At 62.0% G+C, this 18,067-nt stretch carries 17 protein-coding genes and 1 tRNA gene; 10 read left to right on the plus strand and 8 right to left on the minus strand.

The genetic code is table 11. The annotated features are described in order from the left end of the window. Nucleotides 1-133 precede the first annotated feature (133 nt). Nucleotides 134-1,069 (plus strand): LysR family transcriptional regulator, encoded by a 936-nt coding sequence (locus NKJ67_RS22980; RefSeq protein ID WP_352583247.1) that lies wholly within the window; start codon nucleotides 134-136, stop codon nucleotides 1,067-1,069. A gap of 81 nt (nucleotides 1,070-1,150) precedes the next feature. Here the strand turns inward: NKJ67_RS22980 and NKJ67_RS22985 are convergent, their stop codons facing one another. The 7 genes from NKJ67_RS22985 to NKJ67_RS23015 all read right to left on the minus strand — a co-directional run bounded on the left by NKJ67_RS22985 (nucleotide 1,151) and on the right by NKJ67_RS23015 (nucleotide 8,824). Next, the gene (locus NKJ67_RS22985; protein WP_352583249.1) at nucleotides 1,151-1,969 is read right to left on the minus strand and encodes an MBL fold metallo-hydrolase; all 819 of its coding nucleotides are present in this window, start codon (nucleotides 1,967-1,969) and stop codon (nucleotides 1,151-1,153) included. Nucleotides 1,970-1,972: 3 nt separating this feature from the next. After that, nucleotides 1,973-2,767, minus strand: coding sequence for a TatD family hydrolase (locus tag NKJ67_RS22990; protein ID WP_127269113.1), 795 nt, complete (start codon nucleotides 2,765-2,767; stop codon nucleotides 1,973-1,975). After that, nucleotides 2,767-4,317 carry a methionine--tRNA ligase gene (gene metG / locus NKJ67_RS22995; RefSeq protein WP_352583252.1) on the minus strand — a complete coding sequence of 517 codons (1,551 nt, stop codon included), beginning with the start codon at nucleotides 4,315-4,317 and terminating at the stop codon, nucleotides 2,767-2,769. The genes NKJ67_RS22990 and metG overlap by 1 nt, the downstream gene beginning before the upstream one ends. A gap of 141 nt (nucleotides 4,318-4,458) precedes the next feature. Next, the gene (locus NKJ67_RS23000; protein WP_352583254.1) at nucleotides 4,459-5,514 is read right to left on the minus strand and encodes a DNA polymerase III subunit delta'; all 1,056 of its coding nucleotides are present in this window, start codon (nucleotides 5,512-5,514) and stop codon (nucleotides 4,459-4,461) included. Then, nucleotides 5,511-6,185 (minus strand): dTMP kinase, encoded by a 675-nt coding sequence (tmk, locus tag NKJ67_RS23005; protein ID WP_164895655.1) that lies wholly within the window; start codon nucleotides 6,183-6,185, stop codon nucleotides 5,511-5,513. Before tmk ends, NKJ67_RS23000 begins: the two co-directional genes overlap by 4 nt. Before the next feature lie 139 nt (nucleotides 6,186-6,324). Then, nucleotides 6,325-7,488, minus strand: coding sequence for a D-alanyl-D-alanine carboxypeptidase family protein (locus NKJ67_RS23010; RefSeq protein WP_352583256.1), 1,164 nt, complete (start codon nucleotides 7,486-7,488; stop codon nucleotides 6,325-6,327). Between the two features lie 103 nt (nucleotides 7,489-7,591). Further along, nucleotides 7,592-8,824: a septal ring lytic transglycosylase RlpA family protein gene (locus NKJ67_RS23015; RefSeq protein ID WP_352583258.1), complete on the minus strand. Its 1,233-nt coding sequence runs from the start codon at nucleotides 8,822-8,824 to the stop codon at nucleotides 7,592-7,594. A 371-nt stretch (nucleotides 8,825-9,195) separates the two neighbouring features. Between NKJ67_RS23015 and NKJ67_RS23020 the strand changes: the two genes are divergently transcribed. Then, nucleotides 9,196-9,537, plus strand: coding sequence for a hypothetical protein (locus NKJ67_RS23020; protein ID WP_236383389.1), 342 nt, complete (start codon nucleotides 9,196-9,198; stop codon nucleotides 9,535-9,537). A 462-nt stretch (nucleotides 9,538-9,999) separates the two neighbouring features. Beyond that, nucleotides 10,000-10,089, plus strand: a tRNA-Ser gene (locus NKJ67_RS23025). A 431-nt stretch (nucleotides 10,090-10,520) separates the two neighbouring features. On the opposite strand, the gene NKJ67_RS23030 is transcribed toward NKJ67_RS23025, so the two are convergent. Next, nucleotides 10,521-11,174, minus strand: a complete 654-nt coding sequence (locus NKJ67_RS23030; protein WP_127268278.1) for a hydrolase — start codon at nucleotides 11,172-11,174, stop codon at nucleotides 10,521-10,523. Nucleotides 11,175-11,325: 151 nt separating this feature from the next. Here NKJ67_RS23030 and NKJ67_RS23035 point away from each other — a divergent pair, with 151 nt between their 5' ends. From NKJ67_RS23035 to NKJ67_RS23065, 7 genes are all read left to right on the plus strand, one after another. Then, nucleotides 11,326-12,219: a LysR family transcriptional regulator gene (locus tag NKJ67_RS23035; RefSeq protein WP_352583261.1), complete on the plus strand. Its 894-nt coding sequence runs from the start codon at nucleotides 11,326-11,328 to the stop codon at nucleotides 12,217-12,219. A 181-nt stretch (nucleotides 12,220-12,400) separates the two neighbouring features. Then, nucleotides 12,401-13,198 carry a sterol desaturase family protein gene (locus NKJ67_RS23040; protein ID WP_352583278.1) on the plus strand — a complete coding sequence of 266 codons (798 nt, stop codon included), beginning with the start codon at nucleotides 12,401-12,403 and terminating at the stop codon, nucleotides 13,196-13,198. A 102-nt stretch (nucleotides 13,199-13,300) separates the two neighbouring features. Then, nucleotides 13,301-13,999 carry a DUF2161 domain-containing phosphodiesterase gene (locus NKJ67_RS23045; RefSeq protein ID WP_127395987.1) on the plus strand — a complete coding sequence of 233 codons (699 nt, stop codon included), beginning with the start codon at nucleotides 13,301-13,303 and terminating at the stop codon, nucleotides 13,997-13,999. Between the two features lie 56 nt (nucleotides 14,000-14,055). Next, complete coding sequence (locus NKJ67_RS23050; protein WP_164895712.1) at nucleotides 14,056-14,463, plus strand: DUF930 domain-containing protein; 408 nt, start codon at nucleotides 14,056-14,058, stop codon at nucleotides 14,461-14,463. Nucleotides 14,464-14,642: 179 nt separating this feature from the next. Then, nucleotides 14,643-15,305, plus strand: coding sequence for a TerC family protein (locus NKJ67_RS23055; RefSeq protein ID WP_127271063.1), 663 nt, complete (start codon nucleotides 14,643-14,645; stop codon nucleotides 15,303-15,305). 136 nt (nucleotides 15,306-15,441) lie between these two features. Continuing rightward, complete coding sequence (rimO, locus tag NKJ67_RS23060) at nucleotides 15,442-16,755, plus strand: 30S ribosomal protein S12 methylthiotransferase RimO (RefSeq protein WP_352583263.1); 1,314 nt, start codon at nucleotides 15,442-15,444, stop codon at nucleotides 16,753-16,755. 98 nt (nucleotides 16,756-16,853) lie between these two features. Then, nucleotides 16,854-17,960: an acyltransferase family protein gene (locus tag NKJ67_RS23065; protein WP_352583265.1), complete on the plus strand. Its 1,107-nt coding sequence runs from the start codon at nucleotides 16,854-16,856 to the stop codon at nucleotides 17,958-17,960. Nucleotides 17,961-18,067: the final 107 nt, after the last annotated feature.

Below are 18,067 nucleotides of genomic sequence, written 5' to 3' on the forward strand. Positions count from 1 at the left end.
AGAGTTGGTAGCTTTCGATGTTGGTCCGACAGCCGATATAAGCGGCCGTGCGAAGGGCGCCAGACGCATCAAAGTCAAAGTATGGTTGCATCAAACGCTATGTCTGGCGACGCGGCTGGGATAGGCTCAGGTCATGACCAATGTTGATGTGGACCTGAACCTTCTCGTCGCACTGGATGTGCTGCTCGCCGAGGGCAGCGTGACAGGGGCAGCCCGTCGCCTCGGCTTGAGCGCATCGGCCATGAGCCGGACGCTCACGCGACTTCGGGCAGCAACAGGCGACCCGCTGCTCGTTCGCGCCGGGCGAGGCCTGGTGCCGACACCGCGCGCTGCCGAACTGCGCGAGCGCGTCCATGAGCTTGCGCGGGACGTGCAAGCAGTGCTCCGGCCGCAGATCACGCATATGGACGTCGCGTCGCTCGAACTGACATTTACCCTCCGAGTGAGCGAGGCATTTCTGGAATTTCTGTCTGGCCCCGTCGTGGCCGCGGTCACTCGGGCAGCCCCACGGATTTGCCTTCGCTTTGTCCCCAAACCTGACAAAGACGCGCGGCCGCTAAGTGAGGGGATCATTGATCTGGAGATCGGCCTGCTTGGAACGTCCGCGCCGGAGATACGCACCCAGTTCCTGTTCCATGACAAGCTTGTCGGCGTGGCCCGAATTGGACATCCTCTTCTCGAGCGCGCGGCGGTGACCGCAGAAAGATATGCCGCCTGCGACCATGTCTTGGCGTCCAAGGATGGGGAGAGAATCGAGCCCGTCGATGCCGCCCTGGAGAAGCTGGGGCTTAAACGGGCGATAAGGGTCGTCGTGCCTGGATATCCGGATGCAATGCGGATTGCACGCCAATCGGATCTGGTCGCGCTGGTGCCGCATTCATGCCTGGGCAACAGCTTGACGAGCGATCTCCCTGTCACGTCGGGTCTTGCGACCTTCGAAGTCCCGGTGCCCACGCCGGAGTTCAAGATATCGGCGATGTGGCATCCGCGAATGGACGCCGACCCGGCCCATCGCTGGCTTCGCGATACTGTGATGGCCGTGTGCCGGGCAGCATATCCGAGACGGTGAGGTCACGTCGTCATGCATACCGGCATCGGCAGCGGCTTTGGGCACGCGAGCCCTGGAGCCGGTCATGAAGATCTGTTTCTTTCACGCTGATTCGTAAGGGATTTCTATAACCATGCCGTCATAGGCAGGTTCGACATTGGCTGGTGTCTCGGCCACCACCGTGGCGTAGTCGAGCGGAACATGCATATGCGTCAGTACGGCGTGTCTTGGCGCCAGCCGATCGATCCATTCAAGCGCTTCGCCAAGGGACAGGTGACTAGGATGCGTCCGGTACTGCAGCGCGTCGATGATCAGCACGTCGAGGGCGCGCAGCCGTTCGGCGGTGGGTTCCGGAAAGTCGCTGATGTCGGGGCAATAGGCGAGACCGCCGATGCGGAAACCGAGCGATACGATGTCGCCGTGGATCTGCGGCAGCGGCTCGAGGGTGAGGGTACCCCCCTCTCCTTCGATGACCACCGGCCTGGTGTGGTCGATGAGATGCGGCCTGACGATCGGCGGATAGGAACTGCCTTGCGGCGTCTCGAAACAGTATCCGAACGCTTCCCGCAGCCGAAGCATCGTCGCCCTGTCGGCATGAACGTCGATCAGCTGGCGCTGATCGAGAACGAAGCCGCGCAGATCGTCGATGCCATGGATATGGTCGGCATGCGGGTGGGTATAGACGACCGAATCGATACGTTTAACGCCGGCCAGCAGCATCTGCTGCCGAAAATCCGGCCCCGTGTCGATGACCACAGTCGTGCGGCCGCCATTCGACGCGATCCGCTCGACGAGTGCGGCGGCACGCGTGCGCCGGTTCTTCGGGTTGTCGGGGTCGCAATTGCCCCAGTCGCCGGTGATGCGCGGCGTACCTGGCGACGAGCCGCAGCCGAGAATGGTGAGGCGCAGCCGGTCGGTCATCGTTCAGGCGCTTTGCTCTACAGGCCGCGGCATCTTGCCGAACAGCCGGAAGAAATTATCCGTCGTCAGATCAGCGATTTCAGCTTCGCTGACGCCGATGGTTTCGGCCAGCACCTTGGCGGTATGGGCGACATAGGCCGGCTCGTTGCGTTTGCCGCGAAACGGCACGGGCGCCAGGTAGGGCGCGTCGGTTTCGACCAGCAGGCGGTCATGCGGCACATCGGCGGCAATGGCGCGCAACTCAGCCGAATTCTTGAAGGTCAGGATACCCGAGAACGACACGTAGCCGCCGAGAGCGACGCCAATTTCGGCGAGCCGATGTCCGGAAGAAAAGCAATGCAGGATGAAGGGGAAGGCGCCCTTCCCCGTTTCGGCCTCAAGAATATCAGCCATATCTGCATCGGCATCGCGCGAATGGATGACCAGCGGCAGCCCCGTTTCGCGTGCGGCGGCGATGTGATTGCGAAAGCCTTGTGCCTGCGCATCGCGTGGCGCCTTGTCGTAGAAATAGTCGAGACCGGCCTCGCCGATCGCAACCACCTTCGGGTGAGCAGCCAGCCGTACCAGATCGGCAGATGTTACGTCTAGCTCTTCCGCGGCATTGTGCGGATGGGTGCCGACCGAACAGTATATTTCGTCGAAAGTCTCTGCAATTTCAATAATTTGCTGAAATCTCTTCACGCGAGTTGAGATCGTCACCATGCGGCCTATACCGGCCGCCTTGGCGCGAGCGACAATGGAAGCCCGCTCCTCGGCGAAATCTGGAAAATCCAGATGGCAGTGGCTGTCGACGAGCATCAGACGTTCGCGTCCGGCTGGTCGACGTAACGTGGGAAAACCCCTTCCGGCACGGGTAACGCGGTGCCCGGCACCAGCGCATGGTCCGCGTGGACATGCGCGAAATCGCGGCTGTCCGCCGGCACCGCCAGCAGATCGAGCAGTTTGGCGGCTGATCCCGGAGTAAAGGGCTGACACAGCACCGCCACGCGGCGCACGACTTCGGCGGTCGTCCACAGCACCGTTTCCATGCGCACCGGGTTGGTCTTCTTCAACGCCCATGGCGCCTCTCCGGCAAAGTAGCGATCGGCTTCCGCCACCACGCCGAAGATCGACGCCAGCGCCAGATGGATGCCCTGCTCGGCCATCGCCTTGCGCGCGGTGTCGAGAGCGGCGACGGTCTGGTCCAGGATCGCGCTGTCGGCATCCGTCAGGTCGCCGCGCTGTGGCACCACGCCGCCGCAGTTCTTGGCGATCATCGACAGCGAGCGCTGCGCCAGGTTGCCGAGACCATTGGCAAGGTCGGCATTGGTGCGGTTGACGATCGCGTCATGGCTGTAGCTGCCGTCGTTGCCGAAGGGCACCTCGCGCAGGAAGAAGTAGCGCACCTGGTCGAGACCGTAGTGCTCGACCATCGCGAATGGATCCACGACGTTGCCAACCGATTTCGACATCTTCTCGCCGCGGTTGAACAGGAAGCCATGCGCGAAAACGCGCTTTGGCAACTCGATGCCCGCCGACATCAGAAAGGCCGGCCAATAGACCGCATGGAAGCGGACAATGTCCTTGCCGATGATGTGCGTAGCCGGCCAATAGCGCCATTGCTCGGCCTTTGTGTCGGGATAGCCGGCGGCGGTGATGTAGTTGGTCAAGGCGTCGACCCAGACATACATCACATGCTTGTCGTCGCCTGGCACCGGCACGCCCCATTTGAAGGTCGTGCGCGAGATCGACAGATCCTTCAACCCGGACTTGACGAAGCTGAGCACCTCGTTGCGGCGCTCGGTCGGACCGACAAAGCCGGGCTGGCTCTCATAAAGCGCCAGCAATTTGTCCTGATAGGCGGAAAGCCTGAAGAAGTAGCTTTCTTCCTCGTTCCATTCGACGGGCGATCCAAGCGGTTCGCGACGCACGCCGTCGTCGCCGACGATCGTCTCACCTTCGTCGAAATAGGCTTCCTGGCGAACCGAGTACCAGCCGCTATAGCGGTCGAGATAGATGTCGCCATTGGCGGCCATCGCCTTCCAGATTGCCTGGCAGGATTCGTAGTGGCGCGGTTCCGTCGTGCGGATGTAGTCGTCGTTCGAGCCACCCATCGCCTCGGTCATGGCGCGGAAAATCGCCGAATTGCGGTCGGCCAGCGCCAGCGGCGTTATACCCTCCTTCTCGGCCGTTTGCTGCATCTTCAGACCGTGTTCGTCGGTACCGGTCAGGAAGAAGACGTCCTTGCCGTCCAAGCGCTGGAAGCGCGCCAGGGCATCGGTTGCAATGACCGTATAGGCGTGGCCAATATGCGGCTTGCCGTTCGGATAAAAGATCGGGGTGGTGATGTAGAACTTGTCGCGTGACATGAATGAACCGTCATGAATGTCTGAATGGAAAGGCGTGGCGGTGGATATCGTATCGAGGCAGCATTTGCCATCCCGATGCCAATGCATGCCGCCCAAAAGTGGCCCCGGTTTTGGGGACAACGGCATGCATCGGGAAAACCGTCACATTCGCATTGCAGAATTCAGGCGGTCGATCATGATCAGGGCGTGCTGCTTCTTGTCGAGATTGTAGGTATCGGTCTCAGATATAGCGTCCAGCGCCTCATGCCAAGTGTCCGACAATTTTTTGGCCCGTGCGAGATCGCCCGCCAGTGCTGCCTGACTTGCCGCGTCCGACAACAGGTCCAGCGCCCGGCGGTTGAAGATATCGAACTGGATCGCCTGATCGCGGCCGGCCACGGCTTCGGCGAGGCGAAACGCGCCGCCGACATCGCTCTTTCTGCCGGTGACCAGAGTGTCGAGCGTGGAGGCGATCTCCAGCCCGCCGTACTGCGTCAGCAGGATCGCGTTGCGGGCGCTGCCCCCTGCCCGCCCGACCAGTGCCGCGCGAGCCGCCGGATCGTCAGGCGGCGCCGGCTCGGTCGTTTCCAGCACCGTCATCAGGTCGTCGGCGTCGAGCGGGTTCAATCGCACCACCTGACAGCGCGACCGGATCGTCGGCAGCAGGCTGCCCGGCGCGTGGACAATCAGGATGAACAGCGTCCGTGCCGGCGGCTCTTCAAGATTTTTCAGCAACGCATTGGCCGCATTGGTGTTCATGTCGTCGGCGGGATCGACGATGACGACCCGATAGCTGCCGTCGTGCGAGGTCAGCGACAGGAAGCGGCTGACCTTGCGTATCTCATCGACGGTGACGACTGTCTTGAAACTCTTGGTCTTGTCGTTCAGCGGCCGGGTCAGATGCAGCACGGAAGGATGCGCCCCGGTGGCGATCTGGCGAAACAGCGACGAAGCCGGATCGGGAGCGGCAAGGCTTTCCGGCGCCTGCGCAAAATCGGGGTGCTTCAACAGATGATGCGCAAGATGGAAGGCGAGCGTCGCCTTGCCGATGCCGATCGGTCCGGAGAAGATCAGCGCATGAGGCAGCTTGCCCGCCCGATAGGCAGCGGTGAGCACGCCCGCAGCCTGGCCGTGCCCAACCAGAAGGGGCGTTTCGGCGGGCTCCGGCACGCCGTCCAGCGTGTCGTGCTGCTCGGGTGCGATGCGCTCGAAGATCATGCCGGCGTTGCCTGCCTGTCGCGTGCCGGCGTTCTCGCCGCCAGTGCCGCGAACACCGCCGCGGTGACGACGTTCTCGACCGCGTCGGGCTCGGCGGCTGCGTCGACGACGATGCAGCGCTCCGGCTCGGCCTTGGCGATCGCCAGAAACGCCTCGCGGCGGGCCTGATGGATCGCCAGCGTCTCCTTTTCGAAGCGGTCGGCGACTGCCTCGGTGCCGCGCCGCAGCGTTGCGCGCCTCAGGCCTTCCGCCGGATCGATGTCGAAGATCAGCGTCATGTCCGGCATCATGCCGTTGATGGCGACCTGCTCCAGCGCATCCATGAACGCCGGATCGATGCCGCCGGTGACGCCTTGGTAGACGCGTGAGGAATCGAGGAAGCGGTCGCAAAGCACGATGGAGCCACGCTCGACCGCCGGCCGGATGAGTTGCTCAACATGATCGGACCGCGCGGCGGCGAAAAGCAGCGCTTCCATCTTCGGTCCGAACGGTTCGGCCGCGCCCGAAAGCAACACATGCCTGACGGCTTCGGCGCCCGGCGAGCCGCCAGGTTCGCGGGTAAGCAGCACATCGTATTTCTTGGCGCGCATCTTCCTGGCCAGCCGCTCGATCTGCGTCGACTTGCCTGCCCCCTCGCCGCCTTCGAAGGTGATGAAAAAACCGCGTGCCAACCGAGAGGCCTTCTTGTCCATGGCTGAATGGGATTGTAGCGCTCTAGATAGTCCGCGTTCGGCCAAACGTCCATGCCGTCATTTTTTGCTTTCATGCATGTCGTTCGCCAAAACCATGGCCAGATTTGAGCGACGTGCCTTAGCGCAGCCAGCCGACCGCCAGTTCCTTGACTGCATCGAGGGCGCGCTGCGGCAGCGTGCCGACGCCGATCGATTCGGCGGCGAAAAGCGGCGTCTCCTGGCTCAGCGTATCGCCGATCCAGACGCGCAGCGCGCCCACCGGCTGCCCCTCCTCCACCGGTGCTGCAATCGGGCCGTCATAGACGATCCTGGCCGTCAGCTTGTCGCGGTTGGTGATCGGCAGGAAGATGTCGATCCGACCCTTGGCCTTCAGCATCACCCCGGGCTTGGCGCCGCCAAAAACCTGGGCTTCTCCAACCACTTCGTCCCTGGCGAAAATTTCGGTCTTCTCGAACGAGCGGACACCCCAGTCGAGCAGCTTTCGCGCCTCTTCGGCACGCTCCTTGTCCGACGCCAGCCCGCTCATCGCCGCGATCACCCGTGTGCCGTTGTGACTGACTGTACCGACGATGCCGAAGCCGGCTGCCTCGCTCGCACCGACCGCCAGGCCGTCGGCGCCGATGTCCATCGCCAGCAGCGGATTGCGGTTCCTCTGCGAAATCTTGTTCCAGGTAAAATCCTTCTGGCCGTAATAGCGGTAGAAATCTGGATAATCGCGCCACAGGTGCAGGGCGAGCTGCGCCAGCTCGCGCACGGTCGTCTGTTGGCCATCCGCCGGCAGGCCGGTCGAATTGACGAAAGTCGACGTCTTGAGGCCGATCTGGCGGGCCCGTTCGGTCATCTGCGCGGCAAAATTGTCCTCGGATCCCGACATGCCTTCGGCGATGATGATGCAGCCGTCATTGGCCGCCTGCACGGTCACGCCCTGAATCAGGTCTTCGAGCCGGATCGACGACTTGAGCTTGGCGAACATCGTCGATGTTCCCGAAGGCGCGCCACCCTTGCGCCAGGCGTTTTCGCTGACGACGAACGTATCGTCGAGCTTCAGGCGACCAGACTTGATGGCGTTGAAAACCACTTCCATGGTCATCAGCTTGGCCATTGAGGCCGGCGGTATCGGCTTGTCGGCATCCTTGGAAAACAGCACCGTCCCGGTCTCGGCGTCGATCATGAAGGCCTGTGCGGCCTTGGTCTCGAACAGCTGCGCGCCGGCCGGAGCCTGGAAAAACAGCAGCAGGCCAAAAACCAGAAGCCCGGCGAGCGGGAGCAAGCGAAATTGCATGATGTTCGACCCGTTGGCCGGCACCGCCGGCAAGCCCGCAAAAAGTATCGGGCTTTTTGCACGGCGGATCAACCGCGTAGCGGAAATCCAGCCTGGCTTGTACTCAGTTGCGCACAGCCAGCGCATCGGGAGCGCCGTGCGACCAGGCAGCCTGCAACATCTCGTCCAGATTGCGGTGGCCATCGGGATAGAGATTGACCGAATACCAATCCTCGCCGTCGAGTTCCGAACGCTGGATCTCGATCTTGCCGAAGGCGGCAAGCTGAGCGGCAATACGCTTGGCTTCTCCGGCGTCCTCGAACGAACCGGCAGCGACGTAGTCGGTGGACGGCCCGGCCGGTGGCGGCTGCCGCTTCCACGATTGAAGCACGTCGGCCGGCGACATCCCGTCGCCACCCATCGCGGCGAAGGCATTTGAGGCGCGTTCGACCCGCTCGTCGGCATAGGACAGCGAGGCCACGGCAAACGGCGATTGCGGCGGCAGATTGATCTGCGGGCGTTCCGGCACGATGGGGCCGAAATCGGGAAGCGCCAGATCGCCATACGCCGACGGCTGCGCCGACATGGCCGGCTGGACAGAACCGGAATCGGTCAACTGGCCCGGAAACGGCACGGCGGCGCTGCCCGCAGGCAGGCTTGGCGACGGCCCGTTCATGGCGACCATGACGCCGGTCGGCAGTCCGTCCGACGGGTCGGGCACCCTATTGCCGGGATGGTAGGAAGCCATCAGATATTGGTCGTCATCGCCGTCAAGCGGCGCGCGGCCGACATATTCGACCTTCACCTGAGCGGTGCCGGTGTTGGCATAGTCAAGCATCTGGGCAGCGCGCTCCGACACATCGATGATGCGGCCTTCGTGATATGGGCCGCGATCGTTGACGCGAACGATGACCGAACTGCCGGTCTTGAGATTGGTGACACGGGCATAGCTTGGCAGCGGCATGGTCGGGTGCGCTGCGGTCAGGTGGGTCATGTCGTAGACTTCGCCATTGGCGGTAAGCCGGCCATGGAAGGCATCGCCATACCAGGAGGCCAGGCCGACCTTGGCGTAGCGCTTGTCTTCCTTCGGGTAATACCACTTGCCGCGGACCTGATAGGGTTTGCCGAGCTGATCCCTGCCGCCGCCACGTTGGATGCGCCCATTCTGGGAGATCACACGCGGGCTTGCCTTCACGCCATATTCGGATTCGGCGAAATATTCCTTGGAGCGGGTCTTCTTGTAGACCATCGCTTTCGGCTCGGGCTGCGACGCACAAGCCGCCAGCAAGGCGGCCGACATGGCGAACAACGCGACTGTAGCAGCGCGACGAAGACGCGGTTGCGTCACAGCCTGCATTTTCCTGATGTCCCCTTCAGTCTTGCCTAGACGTCGTATCCAACCGTCGAAGAAGCCGAAACACTCACCCGACCAATACCAGCGACGCCTTCGAACCCCGATCCTTTGTGCGCAGGAATTGCTTATCACGGTATTAACCGATTGTGGCCGCAACCGGGCAAGATTGTGGCGTCTCCACCGCGAGCGCCCTCTGAAAAGTAACGATTTTCGCGCTTCCACGCGAGAGATGTGATGCCCTCTGCCACAGAGGGCCTGGCTTCGCTCCTGCCGGCGATACCTGCCGGTTGACAGGCTTTGTCGGGCAGCGGGCCGACAGTCCGGAACAAAGAAATGCGCCGCTAGTTTCATCCGCAGGGCACTCGAACAGAAGGATGAGCATGATGAAAATGGCTTCATTGACAATCGCGATCGCAATGTCACTTTCTGCCGGGTCTGCGATCGCCGCATGCCCGGACAAGTCGGCTTCCAACGCCGGGACGGATGCCGAGCAGACCGCCGGTATTTCGAAGGATGGAACTCACGCGCCCTTAGAGGCCCCGAAAGCCACGGACAGCGCGGGCAAGCCAACCGCCAAGGATGGCGCCACAATGCCATTGGCGGGCGCTGAAGGCGGCGGCGACAAGAATCTCGCAACCTCGCAGCAGGACATTGAGGCGCAGCAGCATGGTGATAAGGCCGCGGCGGCAAAGGCCGATGAAAGCTGCAAAGACTGAGGACCGCTCAGGCCGGAGCCAAATTGCAGCTTCGGCCTTCCTCACCAGCAGCTGTTCCCTTGGCGAACTAAATTTTTGGGGAAATACCGCAGCCGTCCCAAGAGGTTGGCCCTGTGGGGATTAACCCGTCCGCCCGGTTGCTTGATGGTTCCGGTCGATAGCCGGATCGCGCCCTTGCCTGGGCCCCTGCATGCAAGCACTGCAGCGCCTCACATCTCGGGCAACGCCTGCGGCGGGCTTCTTCATGCACCATTGGACCGCGATAGTCCCGGTGCTCGATCCCGACAAGCTCAGAGTCTGCCCAGGAAAGCATGAACCGACGCAGCGGTGGTTGACGCAGCCATCAATGCCGCTTTACAGGAATGAGGCGTGAACCAGCCGGGAGCGCCTTCGGTGCCAATCCGGTGCCAACAGGCCAAACGAGCTGGCTTCGCGCTACCCAAGTGGTTGAAGAATCACGATGGAGGAATGGCCGAGCGGTTTAAGGCACCGGTCTTGAAAACCGGCGTGGGTGCAAGCTCACCGTGGGTTCGAATCCCACTTCCTCCGCCAGACGTCGAAGGTCCGTTCCGGAGACATGGGTAGCAGTTTGTACCTAAGACATGATGACAACCGCGTGCTTGACGGGTTGTCGATTGGTTGCAAGGTCCTCTGTTCCAGTCGATATATCCGAACTGCGAGTCATCGTCTCGATCAGAGCGCCCGGTTGCGTCAGGCTCACTTTGAAGTTCGGATGGATGACTGTTATTTCCTCTCGGGAGCGCTCCGCCGAACATCTCCATGGTCCTTTCAATGAGGCGATAGATAGTCAGGCTGCGCCGGCTGTAGTTGCGGTCAATGGCTGGAGGAAGTGATCGTTGATGACACCGGCCGCCCCTGCATTCAGGCATGGGCGGCCGTCTTGTGGAGCGGGATGACGCGGCTCGATAAGCAGCCAGCCTGTTGGCGCTGGATCGCTCCAGCTTTCGTCACCTCCGCCCAGATCAGCCCGCGGCGCTCGGCACCGGCGTGTTGAGCAGCTGCTGTTCCCAGAGGTACGCGATGCCGCTGCCGCCGAAGTGCTGAATGAGAATCTCGGTCAGCTCCTCGACATGCTCGGTGCGCGCCCAATCGCGTTGCCATTCGCCAGTGAGCGCCATCACGGTCATCACGTTCGCGCCGGCCGCGATCATTCGCTGGATGGCAACTTCGTGAGACTCCCTCGAAATCCCGCCCGACGCGTCGGTGATCACGGTCACGTCCCAGCCTTCGCCGGCGGCCTGGATCACAGGCATTGCGACGCAGACCTCGGTCCACAGGCCGGCGATGATCAGCTGCTTGCGGCCGGTCGCCTTGACGACGTTCACCACATTCTCGTCCTGCCAGGTGTTCACCCAGGTGCGATCGATGACTTCCTGGTCCGGAAATACGTCGGTGATCTGCTTGAAGAGAAGTCCTCCGCGCGCCGCAATCACGCTGGTGAGAATGGTCGGAACACCGAAGGCTTTTGCTAGCTTCGCCAGCGCGGTCGTGTTGTTGACCACCATGTGTGGGTCGTGGCTGTTCAGATTGGCCAGCTGATAGGGCTGGTGGTCGATCAGGACGAGGACCGAATCTGCGGGACGAAGAAGCGAAGCAAGGCCGTTACGAGGGGTCATCAAGACTTCCTTTCTCTGCCGTCTGGACGGCATGGGTTTTCGGGAGACATGCGCCAGCGGGCGACGTTGCCGAAACGCAATTTGCTGTTCCTTTTAATGATGCGATAGTGCCATATTCAGGCAAGCTGTGTCGCGAAACGAGGAACGCCGATTGGACATCGAAGATCTGCAGACATTCGTCGTAGTGGCCGATGCAGGGGGCGTATCGGCCGCCGCCCGCCGACTCGGCGTCTCCAAGTCGATCGTCAGTCGGCGGCTCTTTCGGGTTGAGGCGGAGCTTGGCGTCCAGCTTCTTGCACGAACGACCCGCGGCGCCGCGCTCACGGAGGCGGGAATTACTTTCAGAGATCATGCGGCCCGAGCCAGCGCCGAGATTGATACGGCCAGGGAAGCGATCTTCCCCACCGGTGAGCTACGCGGCCGCCTGAGGGTTGCCATGCTGCTTACTTTCGGCGCGACCCATTTTGCCCCCGTGCTCGCGGAAATGGCGCGTCTGCACCCGAATCTTCACATCCATACTTCATACAGCGATCGCTTCGTCGATCTCATCGCAGAGGGTTTCGATTGCGCGATCCGGGGCGCCTACCTTCAGGACTCCAACCTGATCGCGAAGCGCGTCGGGCCTATCCATGGAAAGCTTGTCGCGAGCCCGGACTACATCAAAGCGCACGCATCACCCGAGACTCCGGACGAACTCGTCACCCATCAGGCCCTCATGCAGGGAACGGAAGCCTGGCAGTTCATGGATGGCGACAAGATTGTTACGGTCCAGCCGCAGGGAAGATTCAAGGCCGACAGCGCCACGGCGCTTGCCGCGGCGGCGGCGGCGGGTCTCGGCATCGCCTGGCTCCCCGATTGCATTACACATGAACATGTGGCCTCCGGCGCGCTGGTCCCGATCATGACACGCTATCCGGTACCTCCGGGAGCTGCGTATGTCGTACGCCCGCCAGGGCAGCATCCTACGCGGAAAGTGCGCGTGCTCACCGAGATGCTGATTGAGTATTTCAAACGCAACCCGGATCTTTGGGGTCTTGACGGCTAGGACACGAACGGTTCGAAGCCGTGTCAAAGAACCGCGTTCGACGGTCCCATTGCTCCGAGCCGTTGCGTTCGGCGACATTGCTTGCACGTTCCGTGCGTTAGCGCCCTTACAGAGCCTTTAGCCTTTGGAAAGGGAGATGTGGTTCCTCTCGGAGGCGCAGACGACGCGCAGAGGCGAATCGATGGATATCTTTGGCATCAAGGCACTGTTGATCTGCGCGCTGATCTTCATTCCGTTCGAACATCTGTTTGCCGAGCGGCCGCAGAAGATCTTCCGCAAGGGGTTTGCTGTCGATCTGATTTATCTGCTGTTCAACGGCTTCATCATAAAGCTGGCCATCGTCATGATGGCGGCAGGCGCGCTCGGTGCCGCTGCGCTCCTTGTCCCGCCGGCGATAACGCAGGCCGTCAGCGGCCAGCCCGTCTGGCTGCAGGTTGCCGAAATCATCGTGATTACCGATATCGGCGTCTACTGGACACATCGGGCCTTCCACAAAATCCCCGCGCTTTGGAAGTTCCATGCCGTTCACCACGGCATTGAGGAACTCGACTGGCTCGGGGCCTTCCACAATCACCCCGTCGACGCCATCGTCACAAAGGCAATATCGCTGACGCCGATCTTTTTCCTCGGCTTCTCGGAAGCCTCGATCGCTGTCTTTTCGACCATCTACCTTGGACACACGCTGCTTGTGCATTCAAACGTGCGGATTCCGTTCGGCCCTTTGAAGTGGCTGATCGCCAGCCCGCAGTTCCATCGCTGGCACCATGCCAACCAGCGCGAAGCCTATGACAAGAACTTCGCCGGGCAGTTGCCTTTCCTCGACATGCTGTTCGGCACCTACAATCCCACCGGCGACAAGGTGCCGGAAAAGTACGGCGTCGACGATCCGATCCCTTCCACCTATTTCGGTCAGATCGGCTATCCGCTCCTGCGCCGCAGGAAGCTGCCGAACCGGGCAGTGCCGAACGCCGAATCCTGACGGCTGGCCCGACGGTGCGGCATCCACCCCGATCCGCTTTCGGGCCGTGAAACGCCGAACCACGGGAAGGCTTTTCGCGTCGAATCGGCTAACCTTCAAGGCATGAATGAGACGTCTCTCTATGCGCCGGTGAAGCGGTTCCTCGAAAGCCTCGACTACGTCGTCAAAGGCGAGATCGGCGGCTGCGATGTTGTTGCATTGCGCGAGGGGGAGCCGCCGGTTGTCGTCATCTGCGAGTTGAAGCTGCAGTTCAATCTCGAACTGGTGCTGCAAGGTGTCGATCGTGCGGCGGCCTGCGACGAGGTCTGGCTGGCCGCGCGCATGTCGGCCCGCGGCAAGGGCCGCGAAAGCGACGCCAGGTTCCGCAATCTCTGCCGCCGTCTTGGCTTCGGCCTGCTCGGTGTGACCGCGACGGACCGGGTCGAGGTGCTTCTCAGCCCGATCGCGCTGGCGCCGCGCAAGAATGCCCGCCGGCGCTCTCGTCTGGTCGACGAGCACCAGCGCCGTCGCGGCGATCCGGTTGCCGGAGGAGGATCGCGCAATCCGATCATGACGGCCTATCGCCAAAGCGCCCTCGCCTGCGCTGCCGCCATGGCGGACGGACCCAGGCGGCCGCGAGATCTGAAGGCGGTGACGCCGATCGCGCCGAAAATCCTGCAGCACAATGTCTATGGCTGGTTCGCGCGCGTCGACCGCGGCCTTTACGATCTCACCGATGCCGGCCGTGCGTCTTTGGTCCGTTGGCCGCAGGCATCGCACGACGAATCCCGACACGCAATTTTGAACGCACCGGCCATATGATTGAAGATTCCCGCGGCGTCCGAGGCGGTTCGCTCGGTTGATTTCTCCGACAAAATATGTTGGTTGTCCCGCCCATGAAGAAGCTCTGCATGACCGCCTTGGCGTCAGTGACACTGAGTTTTCCAGCCAGCGCAATGGACAATGCATTGCGCGCCGGTCTGATGAAACTCGATCCCCAAACCCGTCTTGAACAGCGTTGCGACGCCGAAGTGCTCGACCGCATCACCCATGACGATCGCAAGTTCAAAGCCGATCGCGTCGTCGCCTACGCCTTCGCCACGCCCGAGATGGGCGCCGATGCAATCAAGAGCTCGGGTGCTGCGTTTCGCAGCAAGGGGCAGTGGTACCGGCTGAAATTCAAGTGCCAGACCGCGCCGGACCATATGGAAGTTCTGCAGCTCCGTTACCGGATCGGGGACGAGATTCCAGAAGCCGACTGGGCAAAGTACAATCTCTACGATTGATTTGTGATCGGCCATGGTTTTGCCCGGCTGCCGGCGAGTGCCGCAAAGCCTGATCCGGCTTGACGCAGCGCTGCTTCGGTGATGCAGCCACGCGTGATCCCTTGACGCCAGGGGACCACCAAGTTAGGGCCTCTGGATAATCGACGAACACTCGGCAAATCAGCAAGGGCTTCCTGTCGATGGACATTTTTTTCAGCGCTGCCAGTCTGACCGCCCTGCTCCAGGTCATCGCCATCGACCTCGTGCTGGCTGGCGACAATGCGATCGTCATCGGCCTCGCCGCGGCCGGCCTGCCTGCCGAACAACGCAAGAAGGCGATTCTTCTCGGCGTGGTGGCGGCAACGGTGCTGCGCATCGGGTTTGCCGCAATTACCGTCAAGCTGCTGGCGATCGTCGGCCTGCTGCTCGCCGGCGGCATCCTGCTGCTGTGGGTCTGCTGGAAGATGTATCGCGAGTTGCGTACGTCCCATGCCGATGAATTGGAAGCGACCGAGGCACTGTCGAATTCGGACCTCAACAACGACCAGGCGGTCGCCGGCAAGACGAAGCGCAAGACCCTTGGCCAGGCTGCCTTGCAGATTGTCGTCGCCGATGTGTCGATGTCGCTCGACAACGTGCTGGCGGTGGCTGGAGCGGCGCGTGACCATTTTCCGGTGCTGATCATCGGCCTGGTGCTGTCGATCGCCCTGATGGGGCTGGCCGCGACTTTCATTGCCAAGCTGCTGCATCGCCACCGCTGGATTGCCTATGTCGGCCTGCTGATCATTTTCTATGTGGCTGTGGACATGATCTATCGTGGCGCGGTGGAGGTTTGGCCGCATGTAAACGGTGCGGTCGGCTGAGGCTGGCGGACATCGGCATCTTCACGCCGTGGAAGCAAGACCGCCGTGCGTTTTGCCGCATCGCGGGCGTGCCCATACCAATGCCGCAATAAGTGTGGTACTGCGCCGGCAATCCTGAAAAGCCCGGAAACGCTCTATGTCCGCTCCACGCGTGAGTTTTGTCAGTCTTGGATGCCCGAAGGCCCTTGTGGATTCGGAGCGCATCATCACGCGCCTGCGCGCCGAAGGTTACGAAATCGCCCGCAAGCATGACGGCGCCGACCTTGTCGTCGTCAACACTTGCGGCTTTCTCGATTCCGCTCGCGACGAGTCGCTCAACGCCATCGGCTCCGCGCTTTCGGAAAACGGCCGGGTGATCGTCACCGGTTGCCTGGGCGCCGAGCCGGACGTCATTCGCGAAAAGCACCCCAATGTGCTGGCGATCACCGGGCCGCAGGCCTATGAGAGCGTGATGGCTGCCGTGCATGAGGCCGCGCCGCCTTCGCACGACCCTTATGTCGATCTTTTGCCGCCGCAGGGTGTCAAGCTGACGCCGCGCCACTACGCCTATCTGAAAATTTCCGAAGGCTGCAACAACCGCTGTACCTTTTGCATCATTCCGGCACTGCGTGGCGACCTCGTCTCGCGGCCGGCGGCCGATGTGCTGCGCGAGGCCGAGAAACTGGCCAAGGCCGGGGTCAAGGAACTTCTGGTGATCTCACAGGACACCAGCGCCTACGGCATCGACATCAAGTACCAGACGTCGATGTTCGGCGACCGTGAGGTGCGCGCAAAATTCCTCGATCTGTCCGAGGAACTGGGCAAGCTCGGCATCTGGGTGCGCATGCATTATGTCTACCCCTACCCGCATGTCGCCGACGTCATCCCGCTGATGGCAGAGGGCAAGATCCTCCCTTACCTGGATATTCCCTTCCAGCATGCTTCGCCGCAAGTGTTGAGGAACATGCGCCGGCCGGCACACGGCGAGAAGACGCTCGAGCGCATTCGCGGCTGGCGTGAGGTCTGCCCGGATCTGGCCATCCGCTCGACCTTCATCGTCGGCTTCCCCGGCGAGACGGACGACGATTTCGAGATGCTGCTCGACTGGCTCGACGAGGCCAAGATCGATCGCGCCGGCTGCTTCAAATACGAGCCGGTCCGCGGCGCCCGCTCCAACGATCTCGGTCTCGAACAGGTTCCCCAGGAGATCAAGGAGGCGCGCTGGCACCGTTTCATGCAGCGCCAGCAGAAGATTTCGGCAACGCAGCTGGCCAAGAAGGTCGGCAAGCGCCTGCCGGTGCTGATCGACGAGGCGCATGGCACGTCGGCAAAGGGCCGCACCAAATACGACGCGCCCGAGATCGATGGCTCGGTGCATATCCAATCGCGCCGCCCTTTGCGCCAGGGCGATATCGTCACCGTCAAGATCGACCGCGCCGACGCCTATGACCTTTATGGTTCGGCGGTCTGAGGGCCGTATTTACTACATCTGGCGATAGTTCAGCCTTTTAACCCGCTCAGCCGCGATCCGCTCTATGGTTTGCGGACCGGAGATGCGGGGAAATGCGGATGAACACCAGATCTGCGGAACAAAATTACATCGCGACGCTGGACCTGCTCAGGCTGGCGGCAGCACTTGCCGTCGTGTTCTTTCACTATTTCTTTCGCGGCGCGGCCGCCGAAGGCTACCTCGCGCAGGGCTATCCGCTTGCCGCACCGTTCGCCCTCTACGGCTATCTCGGCGTCAATCTGTTCTTCCTGATCAGCGGTTTCGTCATTGCCTGGTCGGCGGAAAACCGGAGCTGGGATCAGTTTGCGATCGCGCGGTTCGTTCGCCTCTATCCGGGTTTTCTGTTCTGCATGACGATCACCTTCGCAGTTCTCACCCTTGCCGGCACACCGTTGCTTCCAGCCTCTTTCAGCCAGTACGTCGCCAACCTGTCGATGTTCGCGCCGGCCTTCGGCCAACCCTTCATGGACGGCGTCTACTGGTCGATCGTGCTTGAACTGGTGTTCTACGGATGGATCACGCTGGCCCTGTTCACCGGGCTCTTCCAGAAACGCAAGCTGGAGCTGATCTTCATCTGGCTGGCAATCTCGGCCTTGAACGAGTTCTTCATCGGCAGCGGCGGAGCCAGGCTGCTGTTCCTCACCGAGTTCGGCCCGTTCTTCGCCGCCGGCGTGCTGGTCCACCACATCCATTCGCATGGCCGTTCTGTGCCGGCCCTGCTGCTGCTCGCCGCCGCGTTCCTGATCTCCTGCGGAACGCTGTCGGTGACGCAGCGCTGGATGCTTGGCCACTACGGCATCGCCGTCTCCTCGGCCAATCTTGTCCTCGCCAACGCCGTCATGCACGCGGCTCTGATCGGCGCGGTGCTGCTGCGCCACCGTGTGAGGGCATCGGCGCTCACCCTGGCGCTGGGCGGGCTGACCTATCCGCTCTATCTGCTGCATCAGGAGATCGGCTATCTCGCCATCAATGCGGCAACGCCCCTTGTCGGCAAATGTATTGCCGCCCTTGGTTGCGTCGTGCTCATGCTTTTCATTTCGTGGGCGATCTGGCGCACCTGCGAACGACCGGTACAGCGGTTGCTCAGGTTTTGGCTCGACCGCGCGGTCGATGCCGGACGAACGCGGTTTCGTCGCCCCTCTGCCGGCGCACAGCCCGCCGAATGAAGAAGGGCGCCTCGCGGCGCCCTTCCAGACTGCTGACAAACCCCTGGCATTTGCTGGGGGTTTTTGATTCACTGGGTCATGTTGAAGCGACCCGCCCCTGAACAGAC

The organism is Mesorhizobium sp. M0088, assembly GCF_040322895.1.
Lineage (GTDB): Bacteria > Pseudomonadota > Alphaproteobacteria > Rhizobiales > Rhizobiaceae > Mesorhizobium.

Excerpts from the sequence above, each read along its gene's own strand:
- metG (WP_352583252.1), bottom strand. The coding sequence starts at position 4,317 with ATGTCACGCGACAAGTTCTACATCACCACCCCGATCTTTTATCCGAAC.
- NKJ67_RS23000 (WP_352583254.1), bottom strand. The coding sequence starts at position 5,514 with ATGATCTTCGAGCGCATCGCACCCGAGCAGCACGACACGCTGGACGGC.
- NKJ67_RS22980 (WP_352583247.1), top strand. The coding sequence starts at position 134 with ATGACCAATGTTGATGTGGACCTGAACCTTCTCGTCGCACTGGATGTG.
- NKJ67_RS22985 (WP_352583249.1), bottom strand. The coding sequence starts at position 1,969 with ATGACCGACCGGCTGCGCCTCACCATTCTCGGCTGCGGCTCGTCGCCA.
- NKJ67_RS23040 (WP_352583278.1), top strand. The coding sequence starts at position 12,401 with ATGGATATCTTTGGCATCAAGGCACTGTTGATCTGCGCGCTGATCTTC.
- NKJ67_RS23030 (WP_127268278.1), bottom strand. The coding sequence starts at position 11,174 with ATGACCCCTCGTAACGGCCTTGCTTCGCTTCTTCGTCCCGCAGATTCG.
- NKJ67_RS23020 (WP_236383389.1), top strand. The coding sequence starts at position 9,196 with ATGAGCATGATGAAAATGGCTTCATTGACAATCGCGATCGCAATGTCA.
- NKJ67_RS23010 (WP_352583256.1), bottom strand. The coding sequence starts at position 7,488 with ATGCAATTTCGCTTGCTCCCGCTCGCCGGGCTTCTGGTTTTTGGCCTG.
- NKJ67_RS23045 (WP_127395987.1), top strand. The coding sequence starts at position 13,301 with ATGAATGAGACGTCTCTCTATGCGCCGGTGAAGCGGTTCCTCGAAAGC.
- NKJ67_RS23055 (WP_127271063.1), top strand. The coding sequence starts at position 14,643 with ATGGACATTTTTTTCAGCGCTGCCAGTCTGACCGCCCTGCTCCAGGTC.
- NKJ67_RS23015 (WP_352583258.1), bottom strand. The coding sequence starts at position 8,824 with ATGCAGGCTGTGACGCAACCGCGTCTTCGTCGCGCTGCTACAGTCGCG.
- rimO (WP_352583263.1), top strand. The coding sequence starts at position 15,442 with ATGTCCGCTCCACGCGTGAGTTTTGTCAGTCTTGGATGCCCGAAGGCC.
- NKJ67_RS22990 (WP_127269113.1), bottom strand. The coding sequence starts at position 2,767 with ATGCTCGTCGACAGCCACTGCCATCTGGATTTTCCAGATTTCGCCGAG.
- NKJ67_RS23050 (WP_164895712.1), top strand. The coding sequence starts at position 14,056 with ATGTTGGTTGTCCCGCCCATGAAGAAGCTCTGCATGACCGCCTTGGCG.
- NKJ67_RS23065 (WP_352583265.1), top strand. The coding sequence starts at position 16,854 with ATGAACACCAGATCTGCGGAACAAAATTACATCGCGACGCTGGACCTG.